Raw genomic sequence first — 22,628 nt, forward strand, 5'->3', positions numbered from 1 at the left:
CACCGGACGTGGTAGCGTCCGCGCATGGCGCCGCCCCCCGCGCTCCCATCGCACTCCCCGCGCTGCCCGGGGCGCGCGGAGCCGCGGGAGGCGCCCCATTGAGCGGGGCCGCGACCGGCTGGGCGCTCGGCGAGCTCGAGGCGGCAGCCGCAATCGTGCACGAGGTGTTCGCGCCCACCCCGGCGATCGCCTGGCCGCTGCTCGCCGCGCGCTGCGGCACCGACGTCGTGGTGAAGCACGAGAACCACCTCCCGACCGGCGCGTTCAAGGTGCGCGGCGGGCTCCTCTACACGCGCGAGCTGGCGGCACGCGAGCCGGCGGTCCACACGCTGGTGGCCGCGACGCGCGGCAACCACGGGCAGAGCGTCGCCTTCGCCGCGCGCCGGGCCGGGCTGGCGGCGCGGATCGTGGTCCCGCACGGCAACAGCGCCACCAAGAACGCCGCCATGCGCGCCTACGGCGCCACGCTCGTCGAGCACGGGCGCGACTTCCAGGAGGCGCTCGAGCACGCTCGCGAGCTCGGCCGGGCCCCCGGCCATCACTTCGTGCCCTCCTTCCAGCGCACGCTCGTCGCGGGCGTGGCGAGCTGGGCGCTCGAGCTCTTCGCACAGGCGGGCCCGCTCGATCGGCTCTACGTCCCGATCGGGCTCGGCTCGGGGATCTGCGGCGCGATCGCGGTGCGCGACGCGCTCGGCCTCGCGACCGGCATCGTGGGCGTCGTCGCCGAGAAGGCCCCGAGCTACGCGCTCTCCTTCGCACAGGGTGAGCCGGTGGAAGCCGCGCCGGCCGACACGCTGGCCGACGGGCTCGCGGTGCGCCTTCCCGACGCCGATGCGCTCGCCGTGATCCGGCGCGGCGCGGAGCGGGTCGTCACGGTCGGCGAGGACGAGATCCGTGCCGCGATGCGGCACTACTTCACCGACACCCACAACGTCGCCGAGGGCGCGGGCGCAGCGCCGCTGGCGGCGCTGCTGCAAGAGCGCGGCGGGGCGCGCGATCCGCGGGAGCGCGCCGGGGCGCGCGATCCGCGGGTCGGGCTCGTGCTGACCGGCGGCAACGTCGACGCGGCGCTCTACGCCGAGGTGCTCCAGGCCGGCTGAGCCCTTGCGAGCCCGCGCGGGCTGCCCCAGTGTGGGTGCGTGCAGACGCCGTTCACCATCCAGGTCGGCTGCGCGGCGCCGATCCAGCTTGCCGGCATGCCGGGGATCTCGACCGTCGAGCTTGCCGCCGCCGTGGCCGATGCCGGCGGGCTCGGGATGCTCGGCGGCGCCATGATGCCAGCGCTGGCCCTCGACGCCGCTCTGGGTGCGCTGCAGCAGATCACGCCGGGCGCCGTCGGCGTCACCTTCCTGGTCCCCTTCCTCGACCCCGAGGTCGTGTCGGTGGCCTCCCGCCGATCCCGGGTCGTCGACTTCTTCTACGGCGCTCCCGATGCGGAGATCGTGCGGGTCGTCCACGCCGGCGGCGCCCTCGCGGCCTGGCAGGTGGGCTCGGGCGACGAGGCGCGCGCCGCGGCGGATGCGGGCTGCGACTTCGTGATCGCCCAGGGCACCGAGGCGGGCGGCCACGTGCGGGGCCGCACGAGCCTCCTGCCGCTGCTCGACGAGGTGCTCGCTGCCGCGGCGCTGCCGGTGCTCGCAGCCGGCGGGCTCGCGAGCGGGCGCGACCTGGCCGCGGTGCTCGCCGCCGGCGCCGCCGGCGCGAGGATCGGCACGCGCTTCGTGGCGAGCGCCGAATCGGGCGCGCACCCGGATTACGTGGCCGCCCTGCTCGCTGCCCGCTCCGGTGACACCGTTCTCTGCGAGACGTTCTCCGTCGGGTGGCCCGATGCGCCCCACCGCGTGCTGCGCAGCGCGGTCGCGGCGCTCGAGGGCCTCCCCGACGAGCCGGTGGGCGAGCTGCGGATCGCGGGGACGCCGGTCGCGCTCCCGCGCGGCAGCGTCTTCTCGCCCACCCGGGAGACGCACGGGCGGATCGACGCGATGGCGCTCTATGCCGGTGAAGGCGTCGGGCAGATCCGCGACGTGCCGCCGGCGCGCGAGATCGTGGCCGCCCTGATCCGCGACGCCGAGGCCCTGCTGGCGCGACCGCGTTGAGTTCTCCGGCGCGCACGCGGCGGCGGCTCACGGAACCGCGAGCGCGCTCCGGATCGCCGCCACGAGCCGCTCCGCCTCGCCGGCCGCGAGCGGCCGTTCGGGCTCCGGGTGATCCCAGGGCGTGGCGAGTGGCGCCGTGTCCCAGGGCCCGTGGCGCGGGACCAGGTGCACGTGCACGTGCGGAACGACGTTGCCGAAGGCGGCGTAGTTGACGCGTGCCGCGCCCGCCGCCGCCCGCACCGCGCGGGCCGCGTCCCAGACGTCGCGCGCGAGGTCGCGCGCGGTCGCGACCGGCAGATCCTCGACGAGGGTGGCGTGCTCGTCGAGGACCAGGAGCGAGCGGCCCGGAAAGCGGCCGTCGTCGTAGAGCGCGAGCGTCGCGACCCGCAGCCGTGCGATCGGGCGCGGCTGCGCGAAGCCGCACGCGGCGCAGCGCCACCCGTCCAAGCTAGGCCCGGATCTCCCAGCGCATCGGCGCCCGCTTGATCCCGCCGACGAAGCTCGAGCGCGCGCGCTCGACGGGCCCGTCGAGTTCCGCGAAGACCAGCCGCTCGCGCAGCGCCGCGAAGGCGCAGCGCAGCTCGAGGCGCGCCAGGTGCGCACCCAGGCAGACGTGCTCGCCGACCCCGAAGCCCAGGTGGCGGTTCGGGCTGCGATCGACGCGGAACACGTCCGGGTCCTCGAAGATCTCCTCGTCGCGGTTCGCCGAGGGGTAGAAGAGGCAGGTGCTCTGGCCAGCGCGGATCGTGCGGCCGCGCAGGACGTAGTCGCGGCGCGGCGTGCGGCAGAACTGGATCACCGGCGTCACCCAGCGCACCACCTCCTCGACCGCCAGGTCGAGCACGCCCTCGTCGCGGCGCAGCCGGGCCCACTCGGCCGGGTGCTCGAGGAACGCGATCATCCCGCCGGTCATGGCGTTGCGCGTGGTCTCGTTGCCGGCCACGACCAGCAGCAGGTAGTAGGAGAGGAGCTCCACGGCGCCGAGCGCCGCGTCGTCCACGGCGCCGTTGGCCACCACGCTCACGATGTCCTCGCGCGGCCGCTCGCGCCGCTCGCGCGCCATCGCGTCGAAGTACTGGAACAGCTCGATCCGGGCCGCCTCGAGCGTGCTCTCGGGGCCGCCCCCGCGCTGGAACTCGGGATCCTCGGGCGCGATCACCTCGTTGGTCCAGCGGAACAGGAGCCCCCGGTCGCGGGCCGGGACCCCGAGCATCTCGGCGATCACGGCGATCGTGATCGGCGCCGAGACGTCGCGCACGAAGTCGCCCTGGCCGCGGGAGGCAGCCTCGTCGAGCACCTCGCGCGTGATGCGTTCCACCTTCTCGTGGAGCCCGTGGACCACGCGCGGCGTGAACTGCCGGCTCGCGACGTTGCGGTACTTGCCGTGGTCCGGCGGATCCATGTTGAGCAGGTGGTGGATCTCCGCCTCGGGCGGCGGCGGCAGCTTGTTGCTGAACACGGCGAGGCGTGGCGCGTTCTCGAACAAGGCGGGCTGCTTCGAGAGCTCGATCACGTCGGCGTGCTTCGTGATCGCCCAGAACGGGTCGTAGTCGGGATGCTCGATCCAGGCGACCGGCTCGTGCTCCCGCAGCCACGCCCATTCGTGATAGGGGTAGCCGGCCTGCTCGTAGCGGAGGGCCGAGATGCAATCGAGCGAGCCACGATCGAAGCGGGTCGATGCGCTCATGGGACGGCTCCTGGGCAGGTCCGGAGAGGCTACCGCGCGGCCTCTCCGGCGGCCTCCCGCACCACGCAGATCGCCGAGAAGCCGCCGCCCGGCGTGCGGAGGTTCGTCACCTGCCCCTGGTAGGCGCGGGCGCCGAGCAGAAGCACCTCGTCGCGGTAGGCGTAGGCGCGGACGTCGAACTTCATGCGCCGGGGACCCTCGCCGGTGGCGACCACCACCTCGCCCGGCTCCACCCGGCGCTGCGCCACGAAGCCGCCGGCGGCCGCGATCTCCTCGAGCTTGCGGCGCGAGATCTTGTCGCCGCGGTAGACGGCGCGGCTCGCCCAGGCGGCCTCGGGCTTGAAGACCCACTCGCGACGCGTGCGCCAGGCCTCCTCGACGCCGAGGGCGGCGAGCACGCGCGTCTCGGGCACGACGGCCGCGAGCAGCGCGGCGTCCTCCGGCGAGGCGCCGAGTGCCAGGAGCGTCTCCCGCGAGGAGAGCCAGGCGAGCCGCCCCTTGTGCGCGAGCAGGTGGTGCTCGCGCGGCGAGGGCGTCACGACGACCTCGCCGGCCAGATACGCTGCCCGCAGCGCGGCGCTACGCGGCGCGTCGAGACGCCAGTCGGTGTCGCGCAGGTAGACGAGGTCGAGCGGGTCCGCCACGGCTTCGCCCGGGAGGCCCTCCGGAGCCCGGACGCGCAGGCCCCCTTCCGGCGCGCGCACGAGGTCGCCCACGTCGCAGACCACGGCCGCGATGCCGGCGGCCGCGAAGAGCGCCCGGAAGAGCTCGAACTCGGCGCGCAGGAACTGCGCGCCGGGGCGCTCGTCGGCGATCGCCACCCGGGCGAGCGGCCGCCCGGGGTGCGCCGCGGCCTGCTCGGCGACGAAGGTCGCGAGCAGCCGCTCGCGCATCGCCTCGACCGGCAGCAGCGCGCTGCACAGGCAGGCGAGCTGGGCCGGCGGGCACAGCGCCGCGGTGTGGAGCCCGTTCAGGAGCGCGCCGCCCGCGTTGGTGTTGACCTCGATGAGGCGCGGGCCGGCGGGGGTCAGGTGGAAGTCGTAGCCCATGAAGACGGCGTGGTTCGGGGGCCGGTGGCGCGCCACGGGGCCGGCGTCCGGCTCGGCATCGGCGCGGCGCTGGTAGGCCTCGCCGTGGGCCACCCGGAACAGGGCGGCCACGCTGCGGCGGATCGTCTCGAAGGCGCCCGGCTCGAGGGCGACGATGCTGCGCGCGTAGGGGACCGTCGCTTCGAGCGCCGCCTGGGCTTCGGGCACGGCGCGGACGATAGGCAACGGTCGCTGCGCGGGCGACGGCGGCTGGTCTACCTTGCGCCCGCCGTGGATCCCGAACGCCTCTACTTCTGGGGCCTGGTCACGCTGGCGCTGGCGAGCGTCGCGATCTTCGTGCTGCTCTTCTTCGTCTCCGCCCCCTACGGCCGCCACGCCCGCGCCGGCTGGGGCCCGGGCCTGCCGACGCGCCTCGCCTGGATCGTGCAGGAGCTGCCCGCCCCCCTCGTCTTCACGATCGTGTTCTTCACGGGCGAACACGCCGGGCGGCTCGTCCCCCTGCTCCTGCTCGGGCTCTGGCAGCTCCACTACGTGCAGCGCGCCTTCGTGTACCCGCTGCGGATGCGGGTGGGCGCCCGGCGCACACCGCTCCTGACGGTGGCGCTCGCGATCGCCTTCAACGTCCTGAACAGCGCGCTCAACGCCTACGCGATCAGCCACGGCGCCCTGCGCCACACCGATGCCTGGGTCCGCGACCCGCGCTTCCTGGCCGGGGTGGCGCTCTTCCTCACGGGCTTTGCCGTCAACCTCCACGCCGACGCCGTCCTGCGCCGGCTGCGCGGACCCGGCGAGGCGGGCTACCGGATCCCGGCCGGGGGCCTCTACCGCTTCGTGAGCTGCCCGAACTACCTGGGCGAGATCCTCGAGTGGTGCGGCTTTGCGCTGGCGGCCTGGACCTGGGCTGCCGCCGTCTTCGTCGGCTTCACGATCGCGAACCTCCTGCCGCGCGCGCTCACCCACCACCGCTGGTACCGCGAGACCTTCCCGGACTACCCGGCGGAGCGGAAGGCGCTCGTGCCGGGCCTCCTGTGAGCCGGCGATGACGGCGCACCCGCCGCCCCGCCCGCTGCGGATCGGTCCGCTCGCGCTCGGGGACGTGGCGCGCATCGCCGTCCCCTTCGACGACGGCGTGACGGAGGCCGCGCTCGCGGCCCTGCGCGCGCGCGGCCTCGACGTGGCCGAGCTTCGCATCGACCACTTCGCCGCCCGCGACCCGGCGGCGGTGCGCCGGGTGCTCGCCCGCTGCGCCGGCGTCCCGACGCTCGCCACGATCCGGATCGCCGCCGAGGGCGGCGGCTGGCAGGCGGGCGAGGCCGAGCGCACCCGGCTCTTCCTGGCGCTCCTCGACGCGGTCGACGCCGTCGACGTGGAGCTCGCCGCCGGGGAGGTGCTGCGCGAGGTGCTGCCGGCCGCCCGCGCGCGTGGCCGGCTCGTGATCGCCTCGCACCACGACTTCGCCGCGACGCCCGCGCCGCCGGTGCTCGCCGACGTCGTGGCGCGGGCCCTGGACGCCGGCGCCGACGTCGTGAAGATCGCCGCCACCGCGCGCGGCGCCGCCGACGTGCGCGCGCTCGCGGGCGTGCTGCTCGAGCCGGCCCCGATCGGGCGCATCGTGATCGGGATGGGCGAGGCCGCGCTCGCGACGCGCGTCCTCTTCCCCGCGCTCGGCTCGCTCCTGACCTACGCCCACGCGGGCCGCGCGACGGCCCCCGGCCAGCTCCCGCTCGACGAGCTCGTCGCGCTGCTCCGGCGCCTCGGCCTGCGGCCGGGCTCCCCGTGAAGGAGGAACCGATGCCCGACCGTCCGGCTCCCCGCACGCCCGAGGAGTGCGACCGCCTGTTCGGCGAGTACGCGAGCAGCGGCGACGTCGACGGCCTCGTGTCGCTCTACGAGCCGCAGGCGTGCCTGACCAACCCCGACGGCAGCATCGCGGTCGGCCTCGAGGCGATCCGCGCGGCGCTCCAGGGTTTTGCCAGCGCGCCGGTCAGGATGCAGATGAACGTGGTGAAGGTGGTGCGCGGCGGCGACCTCGCCGTGCTCACCAACGAGTGGCGCGCCACCGGGCGCAACCCGGACGGGAGCCCGCTCGAGATCGGGGGCCGCGCCATCGAGGTGGTACGCCGCCAGGCCGACGGCACCTGGCGCTACGTCGTGGACGATCCCTACTCGGAGTTCAGCTGACGCGCGCGCGCCGGCGCCCGGCCTCGGGGCGGGCCGGCGTCCCCCGTCTGGTCCTCGTGCACGAAGCCCGGCGCGAGCGAGCGGACCAGCAGCGCCACGCGCTGGCGATCGCCGGGCCGCACGAGCCAGCCGCTCGTCACCACGCGATCGCCCACGATCTCGACGCGCACGGAGCCGAGGTCGTTCATCGCAAGCTGGCGCTCGAGGCGTGCGCGCAGCGCGTCCGGGCCCGTCAGCTCCTCCTCGAGCGGTGCCGCGGGCGGCTCGGCCACCCAATCGGCCGACGGCGTCGTCGCGGGCGGGTCGATCGCCTCGGCCTCGGGAATCGGTGCGCCGGGAGCGGCCCGCGGCCCGGGCTCCGCCGGCGCGGGCGCCGCGTCCAGGGGCTCGCCCTCGGGTGCGGAGCTGCCCGCTTCGGGCGGATCCGGGAGCAACGCGCGCCGTACCTGCGGCTCGGGGATCATGCGTCCGAGCGGGAGCGAGGCGAGCCACAGCCCGCCCGCGGCACCGAGCGCGACGAGCACCCAGCCGAGCCAGCCGCGGGCCGCTCGCGGCTCCTCGCGTGGCTGCTGCTCGCTGCCCGTCAAGCCGCTCGATCGTGGAGCACGCAGCGCGTACCGCCCCGCTCCATCGTGGTCATGCAGCGGTTGCACTGGTTGCAGCCCGACTCGGCGGCGCCGGCGCGATAGTGCCGGACCAGGTCCGGGTCGAAGAGCAGCGCGCGCGCCATCGCCACGAACTCGAAGCCCTCCGCCATGGCGCCCTGCATCGTCGCGAGGCGCGTGACGCCCCCGAGCAGCATGAGCGGCATCCGCACCGCCGCGCGCACGCGGCGCGCGGCCGGCAGGAAGAAGGCCTCCTCGAAGGGGTAGGGCTTCACGATCGAGGGCGCGAAGAGCCGCATCCCGAGGCGCCGCACGGCGCTGCGTTCGGCGGCGATCATGTCGGCGATCGGCACCTCGCCGCGCATCAGGAACATGGGCGTGCGGCCGGTGAAGCCGCCGGTGAGCTGGAGGGCGTCGAGCGCGCCGTCGGCGTCGAGCAGGCGGGCGACCTCGACGCCGTCCTCGGGCGAGAGGCCGCGCGCGAAGCCGTCCTCCATGTTGAGCTTGGCGGTGACGGCGGCGCGGTCGCCGACCGCCTCGCGCACGGCGCGGGCCACCTCGCGCAGGAAGCGGGCGCGGTTCTCGATGCTGCCGCCGTAGGCGTCCCGGCGCCGGTTCGTGTAGGGCGCCAGGAACTGCGAGAGCAGATACCCGTGGCCCATGTGGATCTCGAGGCAGTCGAAGCCGGCCTCCACGCCGAGCCGCGCGGCGCCGGCGTAGGCCTCGCGCAGGCGCGCGAGGTCGGCTGCGTCGGCCGCGCGCGGAAAGCCCATGCCGTAGGGGCTGAAGACGCGCGAGGGCGCGACCGCCGGCGCACCGCTCGCGCGCGGGTTCGCGAACCAGCCGGCGTGGCCGAGCTGCGCGCAGGCGGCCGCCCCTTCGGCGTGGACGGCGTCCGTGAGACGGCGCAGGCCGGGCAGCGCCTCGGGGCGCATCCAGATCTGGTGGCGGTAGGTGCGGCCCTCGCTCGAGACGGCGCAGTAGGCGAGCGTGGTCATCCCGACACCGCCGCGTGCCGGGCGGGCCACGTACTCGACGAGCGCGTCGGAGACGAGCCCGTCGCGCGTCATGCCCTCGAAGGTGGCGGCCTTGACGACGCGGTTGCGCAGGCGGAGCGGGCCGAGGCGGGCTTCGGCGAAGACGTCGGGGGCGCGGGTGGTCATGGGGCGAGTCTAGGCGCGCGTGCCCCGGAACGGAATCCGCCGCGCGCGCAGCGCCGCGAGCAGCAGCGCGGCCACCGCGGCGCGGGCGGCCGCCGCCGGCTCCGGCACGCAGACCGGCGCGCCGCCGGGGACCGGGCAGCAGGCCTCGTCGAGGAATTCCGAGTCGGGGCCGTCTCCCGTCGTGCCGGCCCAGAAGCCCCCCGCCCAGAAGCCCTGGCCCTGGAACTCGAGCAGGCAGCCGGCCGGGCGATCGGCACGGCCCATGCCCAGGTGCCGCGCCTGGAGGTCGACCAGGATCGCGCGGTGGCCACTCGACTCCATCCACGAGTCCACGACCTGGCCGGGCGGGTACGGGAAGCTTCCCGCGGCGGCGACCTCGCCGATCCCATCCGGATAGGCGGCCTCGGCCATCCGCTCGAACGGGGAGGAGCCGTCGCTGCCGGTGTGGGAGAGGAAGCAGCCGTCGCGCATGTCCTCGGCGTGGCGGCGCGCCGCCGCCGTGAGCCGCACGTCGAGGGCGAGGGGCGGGCGGCCGAGCGCCGCCCGCTCCGCGTTCACGAGCGCGAGCACCTCGCGCTCGGCACCGCTCGCGCAGACCGCTTCGACCTGCGCGCGCGCGGCCGCGGGCGCGAGGAGCCCGAGGAGCAGGGCGAGGGCGTGCGCATGGCGGCGGGCGTACACGCCTTGCCTTCGGCCGGGCGCCGGTCACCCCCTGGTGACGGCCGTCACGTCGGGGGCGCGCGGGAGGCGCACCGTGAAGGTCGAGCCTCTGCCCGGCGCGCTCTCGACCTCGATCGCACCCTGGTGGGCGCGGGCGATCTCGCGCGCGAGGGCGAGCCCGAGGCCCATCCCGTCACCGGCCGAGGAGGCGCTGCCGCGCTGGAAGCGCGCGAACACGCGCGCGCGATCTTCCTCGGTCATCCCCGCCCCGTCGTCGCGCACGGCGACGGACACCTCGGTGCCGGTGGCGGTCGCGGCGATCTCCACGCGCCCGCCCTCGGGCGTGTACTTGAGCGCGTTGTGGAGGATGTTCGCGAAGAGCTGGTGCAGCCAGGTCGGGTCCCCGATCACCTCCGCCTTGGACTCCCCGGTCACCGACAGCACGATGCCGCGCTCCTCGGCGAGCGCGACGAAGAACTCGACCACCTCCTCGACGAGCGGGTCGATCGCGACGCGCCGGCGGTGGGCCGGGTCGAGCCCGCCCTCGGACTGCGCCAGGCGCAGCATGCCGTCGACCGTCTCCGACAGCGTGGCCACCTGCACCAGCATGTCGCCGAGCACCACCCGGTACTCGTTCTGCGTGCGCTCCTTGGCGAGCGTCACCTCGATCTCGTTCTGCATCGCCGTGAGCGGCGTGCGGAGCTGGTGGGCGGCGTCGACCGAGAAGCGCTTGACCCGCTCCACGCCGTCGCGCACGCGGGCGAGCATGTCGTTGAGCGTCGCCGCGAGCTGGTCGAGCTCGTCGCCCGAGCCGGTGCGCGGGATCGTCTCGTCGAGCTGGCTCGCCGAGATGCGGCGGGCGGTGCGCGTCATGTCGGCGATCGGGCGCAGGCTGCCGCGCGAGAGCCACCAGGCGAGGCCCGCGGTCACGAGCAGCAGCACGGGCAGCGCGCCGAAGAAGGCGTCGCGCACGCGCGCGGCCGAGCGCGCGAACAGGCGCGAGTAGACGAGCACCTGGACGGTGCCCTCCTCGCCCGCCCGGGCCAGCGCGAGGAAGTGGTAGTTGCGCCCGAGGTCCACCTCGCGCAGCTCGCCGAGCAGCGGCTCGGGCGGCAGCGCCACACCGGCCCCGAAGGCGCTGCCCGCCTCGTGGATCACCTCGCCCTTCGGGCCGAAGATCGAGATGCCGAGCCGCAGGTCCGGGTCGGCAGCGCCGACCTGGCGCTGCGCGAAGGCGGTCCAGCTCGCCGCGTCGTCGGGGTGCGCCTCCATGTACTCGAGCGTCTGCGCGAGCTGGAGCTTGATCAGGGTCTTCGCGTCCTTCTCGATGCCACGCTCGGCGCGCTCGTACACGTAGGCCGAGAAGGTGCTGGCCGTCACCAGCATCACCGCAGCGATCCGCAGCGTCCAGCGCGCTCCGATCGAGAGACGGCGCAGCTGGACGCCCATGCCGGCTAGGCGACGGCGCCTTCGCCGGCGCCGGCCTCGCCCTCGTCGTCCCGGGTCTCGAGGATGTAGCCGGCGCCCTTCACGGTGTGCACGAGCCGGGTCTGGAAGCCGTGGTCGATCTTCTTGCGCAGCCGGTTGATGTGGACGTCGATCAGGTTCGAGAAGCTCTCGAAGCCCCAGCCCCAGACGTTCTCGGTGATCATCGTGCGCGACACCACGTGGCCCTGGTGGCGCAGCAGGTACTCGAGCAGCGCGAACTGCTTCGGCGAGAGGTCGATCCGGCGGCCCGCCCGCTCGACGGTGCGCCGGTGCAGGTCCACGCTGAGGTCGCCGGCGGCCAGCCGCCCCTCCTCGGGCTCGCCGAGCCGGCGGCGCGAGACCGCGCGGATCCGGGCCAGCAGCTCGGCGAAGGCAAAGGGCTTCGGCAGGTAGTCGTCCGCGCCGAGCTCGAGACCGCGCACGCGGTCGCCCACGGCGCTGCGTGCGGAGAGGAACAGGACCGGCGTCTGCACGCCCGTCTGCCGCAGCCGCCGCAGGACGTCGTAGCCCTCCATGTCGGGCAGCATGACGTCGAGGATGATGAGGTCGTAGGAGCCGTGCGTGCCGCGCTCGAGGCCGCCGCTCCCGTCCGACACGACCTCGACCAGGAAGCCGTGCTCCCCGAGCCCCTTGCAGATGTACTGCTGGGCGGCGGGATCGTCTTCGACGTACAGGAGCTTCACGGGGGGGAAGACTAGCGGGCCTCTCCCGCCACGGCCTGAACGCTGAATGACCACACGGGCGGCCCCGCGGGGTCCAGGATCACTCGCGCACGTCGCAGGTTGCTGCGGAGCACGGCATCGCGATCCTCCCGCTCCGTGCCCCGCTCCCCGAACCGGATCCGGACCCTTGCCGCCGCTGCGCTGCTGACCGCGGCCCTCGCCGCGCTCGTCTTCGCGCGCGAGCAGCGCGAGCGCGCGGTCGCGCCCGAGTGGCCGCCGCTGGCCGGCGAGGTCACGTGGTCGCTGCTCGCCGTGGGCGACACCGGCGCGCCACCGTGGTGGATCGGCCGCTCCTTCCAGCAGGTCGTGCGCGTCGGGCGTGCGATGGCGGCCGAGGACGTGCGCCGCCCGGCCGACGCGCTCGTCCTGCTCGGCGACAACTTCTATCCCGACGGCCTGCACGCCCGCGAGCTCGACGCGCGCGTGCGCGCGAACCTGGGCGAGCCCTTCTGTCGCTTCCTGCCCGCGCCGGGCGTGCCGTGCGCGACCCCCTCGCGGCCGGCACGGGTGCTCGCCGTGCTCGGCAACCACGACCACAAGAGCGACGAGAGCGTGCGCCTGCAGCGCACCGAGATCCGCCGCCGGCTGCCGTCCTTCCGGCTGCCGGAGGCCCCCGTCCAGACGATCGATCTCGGAAGCCAGGTCTCGATCGTCCTCTACGACGGGGTGGAGCTGCTCGCGGCCCGCAGCTTCGAGCCGCTGCGCGCCGCCGTGCGGGCGAGCCGCGGGCCATGGCGGATCCTCGCCAGCCACCAGCCGCTGACGCTGCGCGAGTCCGACGAGGAGGGCCGCGCGGCCCGCGAGGCGATCCGCGGGCTCGGCGTCCCGGTCCACCTGCACCTGGCCGGGCACCGCCACTATCTCGAGCTCGCGCACACCAGCGTGCCGCCCTTCCTCCAGGCCGTCGCCGGGTCGGGCTCCAACACCCGTCCGCTCAAGGCGCCGCTCGAGGGCTCCGTGTACCAGGCCCGGCGCCCCGGCTTCGCGCGCGCCGACCTCGTCACCGGGCCGGACGGGAGTCGCCTCGTGGTGTCGCTCGTCGCGCTCGCGGACTCGCTCTGCGACCACCCGGAGGTCGTGGCGCGCTGGTCGGTCGGGCTCGCGGGCGACGCGCGCGCCGAGCCGCTCGCGGGCCGCTGAGGGCCGGCCTACGTTGCGCCCGCCAGGAGGGCGCCATGATTCCCGACCCGCTCCACCCCGCGATCGTCCACTTCCCCGTCGCCATCGCGGCGCTCCTGCCCTTCGCGCTCGCGCTCGCCGCCGGCTCGATCGTGGCCGGCTCGCTCGACCGGAGCGCATGGGCCGGCGTGGTGCTGCTGCACGCGGTGGGTGCCGGGACGGCCTGGGCCGCGCTCGCCACCGGGCACGCGCAGGAGGAGCGCGTCGAGCGCGCGCTCGGCGAGGCGATCGAGGAGCCGCTCCACGAGCACGAGGAGTCGGCCGAGCGGCTGCTCTGGGTCTTCGCGGGGAGCCTTCCGCTGACGATCGCGGGCCTGCTGGGCGGTCCCACCGGCAGCCGCGCGCGCGTCGCGGCCGTGGTGGGAGGGATCGTCGTCGGGCTCGTCGCGGTGCCGGCAGGCCGGAGCGGCGGGGCCCTCGTCTACGAGCACGGAGCCGCCGCGGCCTATGCGCCGCCGCCGGCTCCCGCGCCGCCCGCGTCCGAACCGGGGTCCTGAGAGCCTGTGAAGAAATCGGCTCGGTCGCATCGCTTGCGGCGGCAGGCCATCTGCTGCGTTGCTCCTCCTCGCCCTCTCTCGATAGGACTCGTCGTCGCGCCTTGCGTCTGGCCTACCGGCGACGGCGCGCTGCTCGGTCGCCGGTTCCTTCACGGGCTCTGAGCCGCCCCACCTGCCGGGCGATCCGCCAGCGGCGGCCCGCGGCGCTCGTGCGCGGGGAGCTGTCGGGCCCCTGACGTGCCGGTATGCTGCGAGGTGATGGCGCGTCATGGGCCGGGGAGACCGCCGGAAGGGCGATCGGGACGGCGATCGGCACGGCGATCGGCACGGCGATCGGGCTGGCTCGAGGGGCCGATCCTGCTCGCCTGGGCCGCACTCGGCCTGATCCTGCTGACCGCTGTGGTCACCTACACGCACGGCCTTGGCGACGCCGGCATGCGCACCCTGCTGCGTGCCACCGCCGCCAGCTCGCTCGCGACCTTCACGGCGGCCTTCGCCGCCTCCCGCCTCCACCGCCTCGTGCGCCGGCCCGCGACCGCGTGGCTCCTCCGCAACCGGCGCTGGGTCGGGCTCGCGATGGCGCTCTCCCACACCTTCCACCTGGCCGCGATCGTGAGGCTCACGGCGGCGTCGCCCCCGACCGGCGCCGCAATCCCGGTCGCGACCCGGGTCGCCGGCTCGCTCGGCTACGCCGTGCTCGCCGCCCTCGTCGTCACCTCGAACGACCGGGCCGTCGAGCGGCTCGGGATGCGGCGCTGGCGGCTCCTGCATCGCAGCGGCTGCTGGATCCTGTGGCTGATCTTCGCGCTCAGCTACGCGCCCGGCGCGACGGTCCATCCGGGCGACGCGCTCGCGCTCGCGGCACTCGCCGGGGTGGCCGGGCTGCGTGCCTGGGGCCACCTCGCCGAGCCCGTCCGGAGCACCGCGCCGGGCCCTCCCGTCCTGTGAGGGGAGCGACGAGCCGCCACCCCGAAACCAGCGGGCCCGCTCGCGCGTCGAACCGGGTGCGGGGCGGGGGCGAAGGGACGATCGCGAAGGGACGCTCGGGGTGGACGGCGCTTCCACGAGATCCGCGGGGCCGGAGGGGCCGCTCGCGGTGGCGGGCAAGCCGGGGCCGGCGGAGCCGGCAGGTCCGCTCGCGGTGACGGGCAGGCCGTCGCCGCGGGACGCGGGCGGACCGGTGCGCGCGCCGCTCGCCGGCCAGGCGCTCACCGACCTGCACGGCCGCTACCGCCGGCCTCTCGAGGCGGTGGCGTTCCGGCTGCTCCACGACCACGACGAGGCCGAGGACGTCGTGCAGCGCGTCTTCGAGGCGCTGCCGCGGGCCGGCTTCCGCGGGCATGCGAGCGTGTGGACCTACCTCTATCGCGCGGCCGTGAACGGTGCCCTCAGCGTCCTGCGCAAGCGCCGCCGGCGCGAGCTGGCGGAGACCGAGCTCCGCGTGCGGGCCGCCTTCGGTGACGTCGTGGCGGCACAGGCGGGCCCCGATCCCGAGACCCGTGTCCTCGAGGGCGAGATCCTCTCGGCGGTGGCCTCGGCGCTGCTCCACGTGAAGCCCCAGCACCGGCGCGTCCTCGTGCTGCGCATCGTCTGGGGCCTCTCGAACACCGAGATCGCCGAGCGCGAAGGGGTGCCGCTCCCGACGGTCGGCACCTGGCTCAGGCGGGGCCGGGAGGAGCTGCGCGCCCGGCTCGGCCCCCTGCTGCGCGACCTCGACCCGGGGGAGGACCCGACGTGACCCATCGCCGTGCCGCCCGCCTGCTCACCGGCCTGCTCGACGGGGGCCTCTCGCTCGCGACGCGCCGCGCCGTGCGGGCCCACGCCCGCGCCTGCCCCGCCTGCCAGCGGCGCCTGCGCGAGCACGAGGGCGTCGAGGCCCTGGTCCGCCTGCTCCCCCCCTCGCTGCTGCCCGCGGCACCCGACCGCAGCGCACAGGTCCGGCTGTGGGGCCTGGCCGGATGGTTCACGGATCCGGTGGCCCGGGCCCGGGAGCGCCTCGGGCTCTCCGCGGTCGGGGTGGTCGCCTTCGCCCTGGCCACGGTCCTGACGATCACGGTCTCCTCCTGGACCTTCGCGGCGGCGCGGGTCCAGGGAGTCGTGGTCGCCCAGGCCGCGCCCGACGCGGCGATGCTCCCCCTCGGCTGGCGCTGACCGGGTGCCCGGGCTGGGCCCTTTTCGCGCCTCGTGGACCCCTGCGGCCGGAGCTACCATTCCGGCGTTTCGCCGGGGGGCACGGAGACGCCGACATGAACCGCATCCGCGCCGCCCGACAGGCGTTGGGATGGACCCAGAACGAGCTTGCGAACCGGGCTGGCGTCTCGCCTCGCACGATCCACGCGGTGGAGCAGGGCCGCTCCTGCCGCCAGGCGACGAAGCGCAGGATCCTGACCGCGCTCGGCGTCTCGTGGGAGCTGCGTGCCGACTACTTCCCCGGCGCGCGCTCGGTCCGCCGCCCGCCCGTCTCCGTCCCCGCCCGCATCGACGCCGCCTGACCCGAGACCGGGGACGAGCCGGAGCCGGGACGCTGGTTGCTCTGCTCGCGCCGGGGCGCGGGCCGGGCGCGCCGGCGACCGCGTTCAGCCGAGCTGGCTCGCCAGCTCGCGCGCCTGCGAGATCGCAGCGCGCCAGGTGCGCGCCACGAACTCGCCGAGCAGGTCGCTCGCCTCGGCTGCATCCCCCCCGCGGCGGGCGCGCGCCGCGCTCGCCTCGACGCGCGGGCGCTCGGCTGCCACGCGCGCTTCGAGTCCCTTCCAGGCCTCGCGCACCTGCGGCGTGTGCAGCGCGAAGTCGGCGGCGGCGGCGTCCTGCAGCACCTTGAACGCCCACCAGGCCGAGTCGGCGTCGGGCTCGGGGCCGCCGCGCGCGAGCTCCGGGGGCAGCACGGCGTCGATGTAGACGGGCAGGAAGGCGCCCGTGCAGGGCGTCGCGAACGAGATCCACACGGGCCACGGCGCGCGCCGGTCCGCGACGAGCGGCGCGACCAGGCTGGCGGTGGTCGTCCCGATCGGCTCGCTGTGCATGCACAAGGTGAAGTACGACTCGTCGTCGGGCGATCCGCCCGCGAGGCGGGTCGCTCCGCCGGCTCCGTGGTCGCGCAGGAACGACTGGAGGGCGGCGACGTCGAGGCGCCCCGCATGCGCATCGAGCAGCTCGCGCGAGCGGCGCAGGCGGCCTTCGGAGATGCGCCCGGGCACGCCGGCGTTGCGATACGCGGCGGCCACGTCGATCCGGCCGGGCCGCGTCCACCAGCCCGCCGCGCGTGCGAAGGACTCGAGGTCGCGCGAGCCGATCTCCCAGTCGGCGCCGAGCGACAGGTGGTTCGACACCGCGTCGCGGCGCACGCGCCGGGCCGCCCAGCGGCGGTTCGAGGTCTGCAGGACCCAGGCCTCGTCCGGGTCCGCGATCAGGAAGCCGTTGTGGTAGCCGGCCTCGCCGGGTCCGAAGGCCGGGCCGCCCTGGCCGTGGGTCTCGAGCAGGGTCGCCATCACCTCGAGCGCTTCGCGCGCCGAGCGCCCGCGCTCGAGCCCGAGCCGCACGAGGTCCATCCCGATCAGGCCCGGCCGCTCCTCCAGCTCCTCGCGCGAGAAGACGGTCTCGTTGCCGATCGCGACGGCGTGCTCGTTCACGCCGTGCTCGAAGCCCCAGCTCCACCACGGCGAGTGTCCCATCACGGCGTAGCTCTCGGCCACCTGCGGGATCTCGACGTGCGTGCACAGCACCGTCGAGCCGGGGGCGTGGAAGGCGGCGGGGGCCTGCAGGAAGGGCTGACACTCGTGCGCGTGGCGATCGCTGTTCTTCGCGAACAGCGTGGCGCCCTCCCGGGTCTCGGGCGCGGTCGCGACCAGGCAGTCGCACATGCGGCGAAGCTAGCAGGCGGCCCGCCGGCGGTCAGTCCGCGGGCGGATCCGGCTTCGGGGCCACGACGAGGGCGTTCGGCACGCCCCAGGCGCCCTCGATCTCCGCCTCGAACGAGCCCCAGCGCGCGTGGAGCTGGGTCGAGCCCCCGCCGTCGAGGTTGAGGGCGTCGCGGCAGCCGAAGCCGCCGGCGCCGGGCGGCGCCGCGAGCCGCTGCGCGAGCGCGGTCGCGTCGACGCGCGCCGTGGTGGCGAGCAGGGTGACGTGTTCCTCGCCGATGCAGATCACGGTGCGCTGGGCGCTCTGCGGCTTGAGCCGCGGAACGGCGCCCGCGACGACGAGACGTGGCAGCCCCTGCACGACGAGCTCGGCGCCCGCGCCGTCCCCGAGCGCTGTGCCCGGCACGATCGCGGGCCGCCCCCCCTCGAGCACGAACGCCGCCCAGCGCGCGAGCCGGCGCCCCCCGAGCGAGCGGCCGCGGTCGATCACGAGCCCCATCGTGCGCTCCGCCTCGTCGAAGAAGCTGGCGTTCGTGACGATCGCGTCACCCGCGGGCGCGAGCCCGGCCACGCGCGCGCGTCCCCCGGCCGCGGGAACGACGCGCAGCTCGACGTCGGCCGGACGGAAGCGGAAGGCGTGCCCCTCGAGCACGCCCTCGAGACGCTGGTGCTCCACACCGCGGCCGAGCGGAACCCAGGGCTCCACTTCCCCCGCGCGCGCGCGGCCCGCGACGCCCGCCGCCCAGAGCAGCACGACCCCGGCGAGCGCCCGCCCTGCGAGCCGTCGAAGCAGCCCGCCCACCCCGTGCTGCGCCACGACGCCTCCCAAACGGGCGCGACTCCTCCCCGCCCCACCCACCGCACCCTAGCGCGCCGGGGACAGTCCCGGCGATCCGGCGATTCTCCGGCAACCCGCCGCCTGGTCCTGCGTCGCTGTTCGATGGCGCGGCCAACGGCGGTGTGGTCGTTCGCACGTCTCGCGCTCGTCACGCAACCCCGGGGCACCGTGATCGCGCAACGCCAAGCGCCGGGTCGGGTGTGTCAGGCGCAGCGCAACGCCCGAACGAGAGGAGAGATCCCGGCCACTCCATCCCTTCCGGCCGCCATCCGTCGATTGGCGCTTCCCACACCGCTCGGGTATCCAACCTGGACCGCGCCGGTAGCTCAGCTGGATAGAGCACCAGGCTTCGAACCTGGGGGTCGGGGGTTCGAATCCCTCCCGGCGCGCCAGCAACATCTGTAGTTCCAAGTACTTCCGAAGTCGCGTTCTCGGTTCGTGGCTCCGTGACACCCGGTGGGTGTCCATGGGGTGCCACTGCGAATCCATCGGCTGCGAATTCGTCGCCGATTCGAGGATCTGGCGACTCTCAGGAGGTGCCTCATCGCAACCGCGCGCGACGCGATGGAGGCGGCTCGGTGGTAGCCAAGCAGGTGGCTCGAGACATCGATGGCAAGGGTGCGCGACGGGCTCGCCACGCGGCAAGCGGTGGAAACCCGCTGCGCCGCCGCGCGGGAGGGCGTGACCCGGGGATCCGCCGGGTTTCCGGAGAACGCGTCACTCGCGATCCAGGCCCAGGGGTGGGTCTTCCCAACCGGGATCATGACGCACGTGCTGTTGGTGGCGGGTTTACGCAATCCCACGGTGCGGCGGCGCTACGAAGCCGCGCGCGATCTCCTGGCGGATCACGACGGGCTGGACCTGCACGATCGCCTGCTGGAGCTGCTGGGAAGCGAGTGATGGACGACCGGCGTGGCGAATCGCCACCTCGATGCTCTCACGAGGCTCTACGATGCGGCGATTCCGGTCGACGCTCCAACGACCCGTTTCGCCTCGAATGTTTCAGCGATCGTGCGGCTGATTTCCATCGACGGCAGCAACGACATGATCCGGCGCGGGTTCCATCGCGAAGCGGCGTTCTGGCTCGTCGTGGCGGGATCGCGGGGGCTCCAGGAACTGGCGCACGGATCAGGATCGACGGTGGCGCAGCCCGGCGAGCGTGCCGGCGGCGGCGAGCGACCCGAGCAGCGTGTCGGGCTCGGGAAGATCCGTCACCGACACCTCCCAGGTCAACGTGTTCAGGTCCGCCATCGCGCCCGACGAGGCGGCCGAGCAATCGAGGGATCCGGACTCGGCCGGATCGAGCGTGCGCTCGACCTGGAACGTGTAGGTGCCGGCGTCGAGTGGCGTCGCTCGCGTGTCACCCGCGAGCACGACGCCGTTGTACTGGCAGGCGACGAGCTCGGCCGCGCTGAGCGCACGCGTCGTCGAGACGAAGCCCGTGATCCAGAACGTGGTCGGCACCGCCACCTGGAAGTCGATCGACATGACGACGTCGGAACCCGCCGAGGCTGCCGTGCCCAGCGGTGCCGCGGCCGCTCTCGAGGAAGATATCCTCGGAGACGTCCGGTGGGTGGAAACCCTTGCTGTCGAGCGGGAAGCCCTGCTCCTCCGCCATGACGCCGGCGTCCTACTCCGCTTGGAGCGTCGAGCTCGTGAGCTGGGCGCCCGCGCGCGGTGCTGCGAAGGCAAGCGCCAGGTGGCGTGGGCCCGGAACTCCAGCCACTCCGCCTCGGTCACCACAGTCGTTCGGTCACCTCCGAGACCGCCGTGCGCGAGAGCATCGACTGGCGCTGAACTCGTTCGTCGAGAACTCGATCGCCCCGAGAAGACCACGGTGTTCACCGACGCGCGGGGCTCCTACAAGGCCCTGACCCACCTCGGAATCGACCACCGCCCCTCAGCTACCGCTTCGATCGCCGCTGGCGCGAGGGCGAGCTCTTCCGCTTCGTCCTGCGCCGCGGCGTTCGTGGCCAGCCGCTTCCCTACCGGAGGAGCTGATGCGACATCGCGGGCGGGTTTGGGCGTGGACGATCTTGCTCGGCCTTGCGGCGGCTGCGCCCGCGGCGGCGGCGGCGTGATCAACGGCCTGGAGGCGCCGGTTCCCGCGGTTGCGAGCCTTCCCGTCGTGGACGCGCGGACGGGCGACCCGATCGACTGGTCTGCCGAGGCGACCGAGCTCGTGCCGGTCGCGACCAGCTCGGGCTTGGAGGTGAGAGCTTTGTGTGGCCGCGCGGACGGTCTCGAACGCGTGGTCGAGACGAGCGAGAGCTCGAGCGCCAACAAGGCGGTCGAGGTGTCGTGCCCCTCCGGCAAGGTGGCGCTCTCCGGGGGTTCGAGCTCCTCGGCTCGACGGCCGGAGTCGGCGTCTACGAGGAGATCGTGGCGTCCCCCGAGCTCCAGGGGCGCGTGCAGCTCGTGGACGTGGTCGCGCTGCTCTCGGGACCCGAGCGCGACCGCTACGTGCCGGGCTTCGACGCTTCGCGGTACATCGAGACAAGCCACGCGTCGGCCTACGGGTGCTCCGCCATCGCGTCCGTCCTGGACCGCGCGCTCGGCGAGGCCGAGCGAGGAGGCCTACGGCGCGCGGGGCCGCGACCGGTAGAGCACGAGCCCGGGCCGCGCCACCGCCGGCCGGAGCGCGAGCCTCCACGCCGCGGGCGCCAACACGTCGCTGAATCCGAACCGCTCGCCAGCCGCCGGAGGCTCGAGGCGGTCTGACACCCCCGGAGCACACGCGTCGTTCCCGTCCGAGCGTCGTTTCCCACGTTGATCCCAAGATCGAGCGTTGCCTCGGCGTGTAGAGTTGCCCGGATGAGCAGGCCCCACGAGAGAATGCGCGCTGCGACGCGCGGCCGTCGCCTGGCGACAGGCATCGGGCCCTGGCGCGAGACGTGCATCGGAGCGGGGTGTCCCGGAGGGAAGCCGATGTTCCGGCACGCGTGCTCGCTGGCTGTCGTGACCGTCGCACTCGGGACCGCGCTGGTGGTCGCCTCCTCGGCCGGCACCGTCCCGCGCGTGACGAGCGAGGTCCGCCAGCGCATCGCGGAAGAGGGCCGAGCGCGCGTCGTCGTCGCCTTCGGTGTTCCTGGATCCCGCGAGCCGATTGCGCTGGCGCGTACCGCCTCCGAGCGGGCGGCGGTTCGCGCGACGTCCCTGCGCATCCTCGGATGCCTCGCCCCGGGCGAGTTCGAGGTGACCGAGGTGCTCGAGGGCCTCGGCGCGCTCGCGGGCTCCGTCTCGGAGGCCGGCCTCGCCCACCTGTTCGAGGACCCGGCCGTCTACGCGGTGGGGCTCGACCGGGAGCTGTACCCCGCACTCGCCGAGTCCGTGCCCCTGGTGCGCCTCGCGGCGCTTCATGCCACCGGCCTGACCGGCACGGGATCGAAGGTGGCCGTCGCCGACGGTGGCGTCGACACGGACCACCCGGACCTCGCCGGAGATCTGGTGGACCAGGCATGCTTCTGCTCCACCGAGCCCGTGCCGTGCTGCCCCGACGGCACGTCCCGGCAGACAGGGCCGGGGAGCGCCGAAGACGACGACGGGCACGGCACGGCGGTCGCGGGAATCGTCGGCTCGGATGGGCTTGCCGCGCCCGCGGGCGGCGCCCCCTCCGCGAGCGTCGTCGCGGTCAAGCTCAGCGGGAGAGCCACGGGGGGCGTCCTGGCCTCGGACGTGCTGGCCGCTGGAGACTGGATACGCCGCGGGCACCCCGATACCGACGCGATCAACCTGAGCTTCGGCAGCCCCGAAGCGCTCCAGGCGCCTTGCGACGAGTACGATGGCACGACCGCGGTCGGCGCGATCCTGGTTCGGGCGCTGAGGGAACAAGGCATCCTGGTCGTGGTATCGGCCATGAACGACGGCCGGCCCGACGGGCTCGGGCTTCCCGCCTGCCTCTCCGGCGTGATCGCCGTGGGCGCCACGTACGACGACGGTCCGCGGCTGGACCAGATGACCGACTTCAGCAACCGCGACGCCGCCATCGCGTTGCTCGCGCCCGGCCACTCGATCGACACGAGCGCGCTCGGAGGAGGCGTGACGACGTTCGGCGGTACCTCGGCCTCGGCGCCCCTCGTCGCGGCGTGTGCGGCCGTTCTCCGGGAAGCGAAGCCCGACGCGACGGCCGACCAGCTCCGAGCCGCACTCACCACCTCACCCACGGTCGTTACCGACGGCGTCACCGGACGACGGTGGCCGCGCCTCGACTGCGAAGCGGCGCTCGTCGCGTTGCCCGAGCCCGGGCCGGCCGTCCTGCTTCCAGCGGCTGCCCTCGTTCTCCTGCTGATCCGCCACGGGCGGCGCGCGTAGCCCCGGATTCGCCGTCGGCAGCTCGGCCTCGCAGGGGCGAGCATGCGGGCCCGGAGCGGCCTCGCTCGTGAGACCTTGGCCCGCGCTTGTCCCGCCGCAAGACGCCCGACGAACGCCCCCCTGGCAGTCTGTAGTCGCTCGGGGCGAAGACTTCGACCAGCGCAGGTGACCGGCGCGACGTCGGACATCACCGCGCTCGGCACCTGTGCGCGCGAGCGCGTTCTCTGCCGCGGCTGCCGCTCGGTCGGCGATGGACGCGCTCGTCCTGCCCTGCGACACCCTCGGAGTGCTTTGCCAT

Annotated in this window: 25 protein-coding genes and 1 tRNA gene; 15 read left to right on the forward strand and 11 right to left on the reverse strand. The window is 74.7% G+C overall.

Going from position 1 to position 22,628, the window contains the following annotated elements; genetic code table 11:
* Positions 1–98 precede the first annotated feature (98 nt).
* Together OZ948_15565 and OZ948_15570 are read left to right on the forward strand one after the other, a co-directional pair.
* Positions 99–1,100 carry a threonine dehydratase gene (locus tag OZ948_15565; GenBank protein ID MEB2346144.1) on the forward strand — a complete coding sequence of 334 codons (1,002 nt, stop codon included), beginning with the start codon at positions 99–101 and terminating at the stop codon, positions 1,098–1,100.
* A 39-nt stretch (positions 1,101–1,139) separates the two neighbouring features.
* Positions 1,140–2,096 (forward strand): nitronate monooxygenase, encoded by a 957-nt coding sequence (locus OZ948_15570; GenBank protein ID MEB2346145.1) that lies wholly within the window; start codon positions 1,140–1,142, stop codon positions 2,094–2,096.
* Positions 2,097–2,123: 27 nt separating this feature from the next.
* Here the strand turns inward: OZ948_15570 and OZ948_15575 are convergent, their stop codons facing one another.
* From OZ948_15575 to OZ948_15585, 3 genes are read right to left on the reverse strand one after another with little or no spacing between them, the layout of a single operon-like run.
* A complete protein-coding gene (locus OZ948_15575) occupies positions 2,124–2,543 on the reverse strand; it encodes an HIT domain-containing protein (protein MEB2346146.1) in 420 nt (139 codons plus the stop codon).
* Between the two features lies 1 nt (position 2,544).
* Positions 2,545–3,783 (reverse strand): cytochrome P450, encoded by a 1,239-nt coding sequence (locus tag OZ948_15580; GenBank protein ID MEB2346147.1) that lies wholly within the window; start codon positions 3,781–3,783, stop codon positions 2,545–2,547.
* Positions 3,784–3,812: 29 nt separating this feature from the next.
* Positions 3,813–5,039 (reverse strand): hypothetical protein, encoded by a 1,227-nt coding sequence (locus OZ948_15585; GenBank protein MEB2346148.1) that lies wholly within the window; start codon positions 5,037–5,039, stop codon positions 3,813–3,815.
* A 63-nt stretch (positions 5,040–5,102) separates the two neighbouring features.
* On the opposite strand from OZ948_15585, the gene OZ948_15590 reads away from it, so the two are divergent.
* Genes OZ948_15590 through OZ948_15600 form a run of 3 tightly spaced genes read left to right on the forward strand, consistent with a single transcriptional unit; the run spans position 5,103 to position 7,013 of the window.
* A complete protein-coding gene (locus OZ948_15590) occupies positions 5,103–5,864 on the forward strand; it encodes a DUF1295 domain-containing protein (GenBank protein ID MEB2346149.1) in 762 nt (253 codons plus the stop codon).
* Between the two features lie 7 nt (positions 5,865–5,871).
* On the forward strand, positions 5,872–6,612 hold the full coding sequence (locus OZ948_15595; protein MEB2346150.1) for a type I 3-dehydroquinate dehydratase: 741 nt from the start codon (positions 5,872–5,874) through the stop codon (positions 6,610–6,612).
* A gap of 11 nt (positions 6,613–6,623) precedes the next feature.
* Positions 6,624–7,013, forward strand: coding sequence for an SgcJ/EcaC family oxidoreductase (locus OZ948_15600; GenBank protein ID MEB2346151.1), 390 nt, complete (start codon positions 6,624–6,626; stop codon positions 7,011–7,013).
* On the opposite strand, the gene OZ948_15605 is transcribed toward OZ948_15600, so the two are convergent.
* From OZ948_15605 to OZ948_15625, 5 genes are read right to left on the reverse strand one after another with little or no spacing between them, the layout of a single operon-like run.
* Complete coding sequence (locus OZ948_15605; protein ID MEB2346152.1) at positions 6,995–7,600, reverse strand: hypothetical protein; 606 nt, start codon at positions 7,598–7,600, stop codon at positions 6,995–6,997. The two genes, OZ948_15600 and OZ948_15605, sit on opposite strands and share 19 nt — an antisense overlap.
* Positions 7,597–8,781, reverse strand: coding sequence for an NADH:flavin oxidoreductase (locus OZ948_15610; protein MEB2346153.1), 1,185 nt, complete (start codon positions 8,779–8,781; stop codon positions 7,597–7,599). The genes OZ948_15605 and OZ948_15610 overlap by 4 nt, the downstream gene beginning before the upstream one ends.
* Positions 8,782–8,790: 9 nt before the next feature.
* Positions 8,791–9,462: a CAP domain-containing protein gene (locus tag OZ948_15615; GenBank protein ID MEB2346154.1), complete on the reverse strand. Its 672-nt coding sequence runs from the start codon at positions 9,460–9,462 to the stop codon at positions 8,791–8,793.
* Positions 9,463–9,486: 24 nt separating this feature from the next.
* Positions 9,487–10,890: an ATP-binding protein gene (locus OZ948_15620; protein ID MEB2346155.1), complete on the reverse strand. Its 1,404-nt coding sequence runs from the start codon at positions 10,888–10,890 to the stop codon at positions 9,487–9,489.
* A gap of 5 nt (positions 10,891–10,895) precedes the next feature.
* Positions 10,896–11,612, reverse strand: coding sequence for a response regulator transcription factor (locus OZ948_15625; protein ID MEB2346156.1), 717 nt, complete (start codon positions 11,610–11,612; stop codon positions 10,896–10,898).
* A gap of 135 nt (positions 11,613–11,747) precedes the next feature.
* Between OZ948_15625 and OZ948_15630 the strand changes: the two genes are divergently transcribed.
* The 6 genes from OZ948_15630 to OZ948_15655 all read left to right on the forward strand — a co-directional run bounded on the left by OZ948_15630 (position 11,748) and on the right by OZ948_15655 (position 15,819).
* Positions 11,748–12,791: a metallophosphoesterase gene (locus OZ948_15630; GenBank protein ID MEB2346157.1), complete on the forward strand. Its 1,044-nt coding sequence runs from the start codon at positions 11,748–11,750 to the stop codon at positions 12,789–12,791.
* A gap of 35 nt (positions 12,792–12,826) precedes the next feature.
* Entirely contained in the window at positions 12,827–13,327 is a 501-nt protein-coding gene (locus tag OZ948_15635; GenBank protein ID MEB2346158.1) for a hypothetical protein, read from the forward strand.
* A gap of 399 nt (positions 13,328–13,726) precedes the next feature.
* Positions 13,727–14,275, forward strand: coding sequence for a ferric reductase-like transmembrane domain-containing protein (locus tag OZ948_15640; protein ID MEB2346159.1), 549 nt, complete (start codon positions 13,727–13,729; stop codon positions 14,273–14,275).
* Positions 14,276–14,507: 232 nt separating this feature from the next.
* The gene (locus OZ948_15645; GenBank protein ID MEB2346160.1) at positions 14,508–15,065 is read left to right on the forward strand and encodes an RNA polymerase sigma factor; all 558 of its coding nucleotides are present in this window, start codon (positions 14,508–14,510) and stop codon (positions 15,063–15,065) included.
* Positions 15,062–15,478 (forward strand): zf-HC2 domain-containing protein, encoded by a 417-nt coding sequence (locus tag OZ948_15650; GenBank protein ID MEB2346161.1) that lies wholly within the window; start codon positions 15,062–15,064, stop codon positions 15,476–15,478. Before OZ948_15645 ends, OZ948_15650 begins: the two co-directional genes overlap by 4 nt.
* Positions 15,479–15,573: 95 nt before the next feature.
* The gene (locus OZ948_15655; GenBank protein ID MEB2346162.1) at positions 15,574–15,819 is read left to right on the forward strand and encodes a helix-turn-helix transcriptional regulator; all 246 of its coding nucleotides are present in this window, start codon (positions 15,574–15,576) and stop codon (positions 15,817–15,819) included.
* A gap of 84 nt (positions 15,820–15,903) precedes the next feature.
* On the opposite strand, the gene OZ948_15660 is transcribed toward OZ948_15655, so the two are convergent.
* Both OZ948_15660 and OZ948_15665 read right to left on the reverse strand, forming a co-directional pair.
* The gene (locus OZ948_15660; GenBank protein MEB2346163.1) at positions 15,904–17,184 is read right to left on the reverse strand and encodes a C69 family dipeptidase; all 1,281 of its coding nucleotides are present in this window, start codon (positions 17,182–17,184) and stop codon (positions 15,904–15,906) included.
* Between the two features lie 31 nt (positions 17,185–17,215).
* On the reverse strand, positions 17,216–17,998 hold the full coding sequence (locus OZ948_15665; protein ID MEB2346164.1) for a phosphodiester glycosidase family protein: 783 nt from the start codon (positions 17,996–17,998) through the stop codon (positions 17,216–17,218).
* A gap of 336 nt (positions 17,999–18,334) precedes the next feature.
* Between OZ948_15665 and OZ948_15670 the strand changes: the two genes are divergently transcribed.
* Positions 18,335–18,411: transfer RNA gene (locus OZ948_15670), tRNA-Arg, on the forward strand.
* A gap of 226 nt (positions 18,412–18,637) precedes the next feature.
* Positions 18,638–18,919, forward strand: coding sequence for a hypothetical protein (locus tag OZ948_15675; protein MEB2346165.1), 282 nt, complete (start codon positions 18,638–18,640; stop codon positions 18,917–18,919).
* Between the two features lie 228 nt (positions 18,920–19,147).
* On the opposite strand, the gene OZ948_15680 is transcribed toward OZ948_15675, so the two are convergent.
* A complete protein-coding gene (locus OZ948_15680) occupies positions 19,148–19,507 on the reverse strand; it encodes a hypothetical protein (GenBank protein ID MEB2346166.1) in 360 nt (119 codons plus the stop codon).
* An 813-nt stretch (positions 19,508–20,320) separates the two neighbouring features.
* Between OZ948_15680 and OZ948_15685 the strand changes: the two genes are divergently transcribed.
* Positions 20,321–20,740 carry a hypothetical protein gene (locus OZ948_15685; GenBank protein MEB2346167.1) on the forward strand — a complete coding sequence of 140 codons (420 nt, stop codon included), beginning with the start codon at positions 20,321–20,323 and terminating at the stop codon, positions 20,738–20,740.
* 207 nt (positions 20,741–20,947) lie between these two features.
* Positions 20,948–22,330: a S8/S53 family peptidase gene (locus OZ948_15690; protein MEB2346168.1), complete on the forward strand. Its 1,383-nt coding sequence runs from the start codon at positions 20,948–20,950 to the stop codon at positions 22,328–22,330.
* Positions 22,331–22,628 lie beyond the last annotated feature (298 nt).

The organism is Deltaproteobacteria bacterium, assembly GCA_035063765.1.
Taxonomy (GTDB): domain Bacteria; phylum Myxococcota_A; class UBA9160; order UBA9160; family PR03; genus CAADGG01.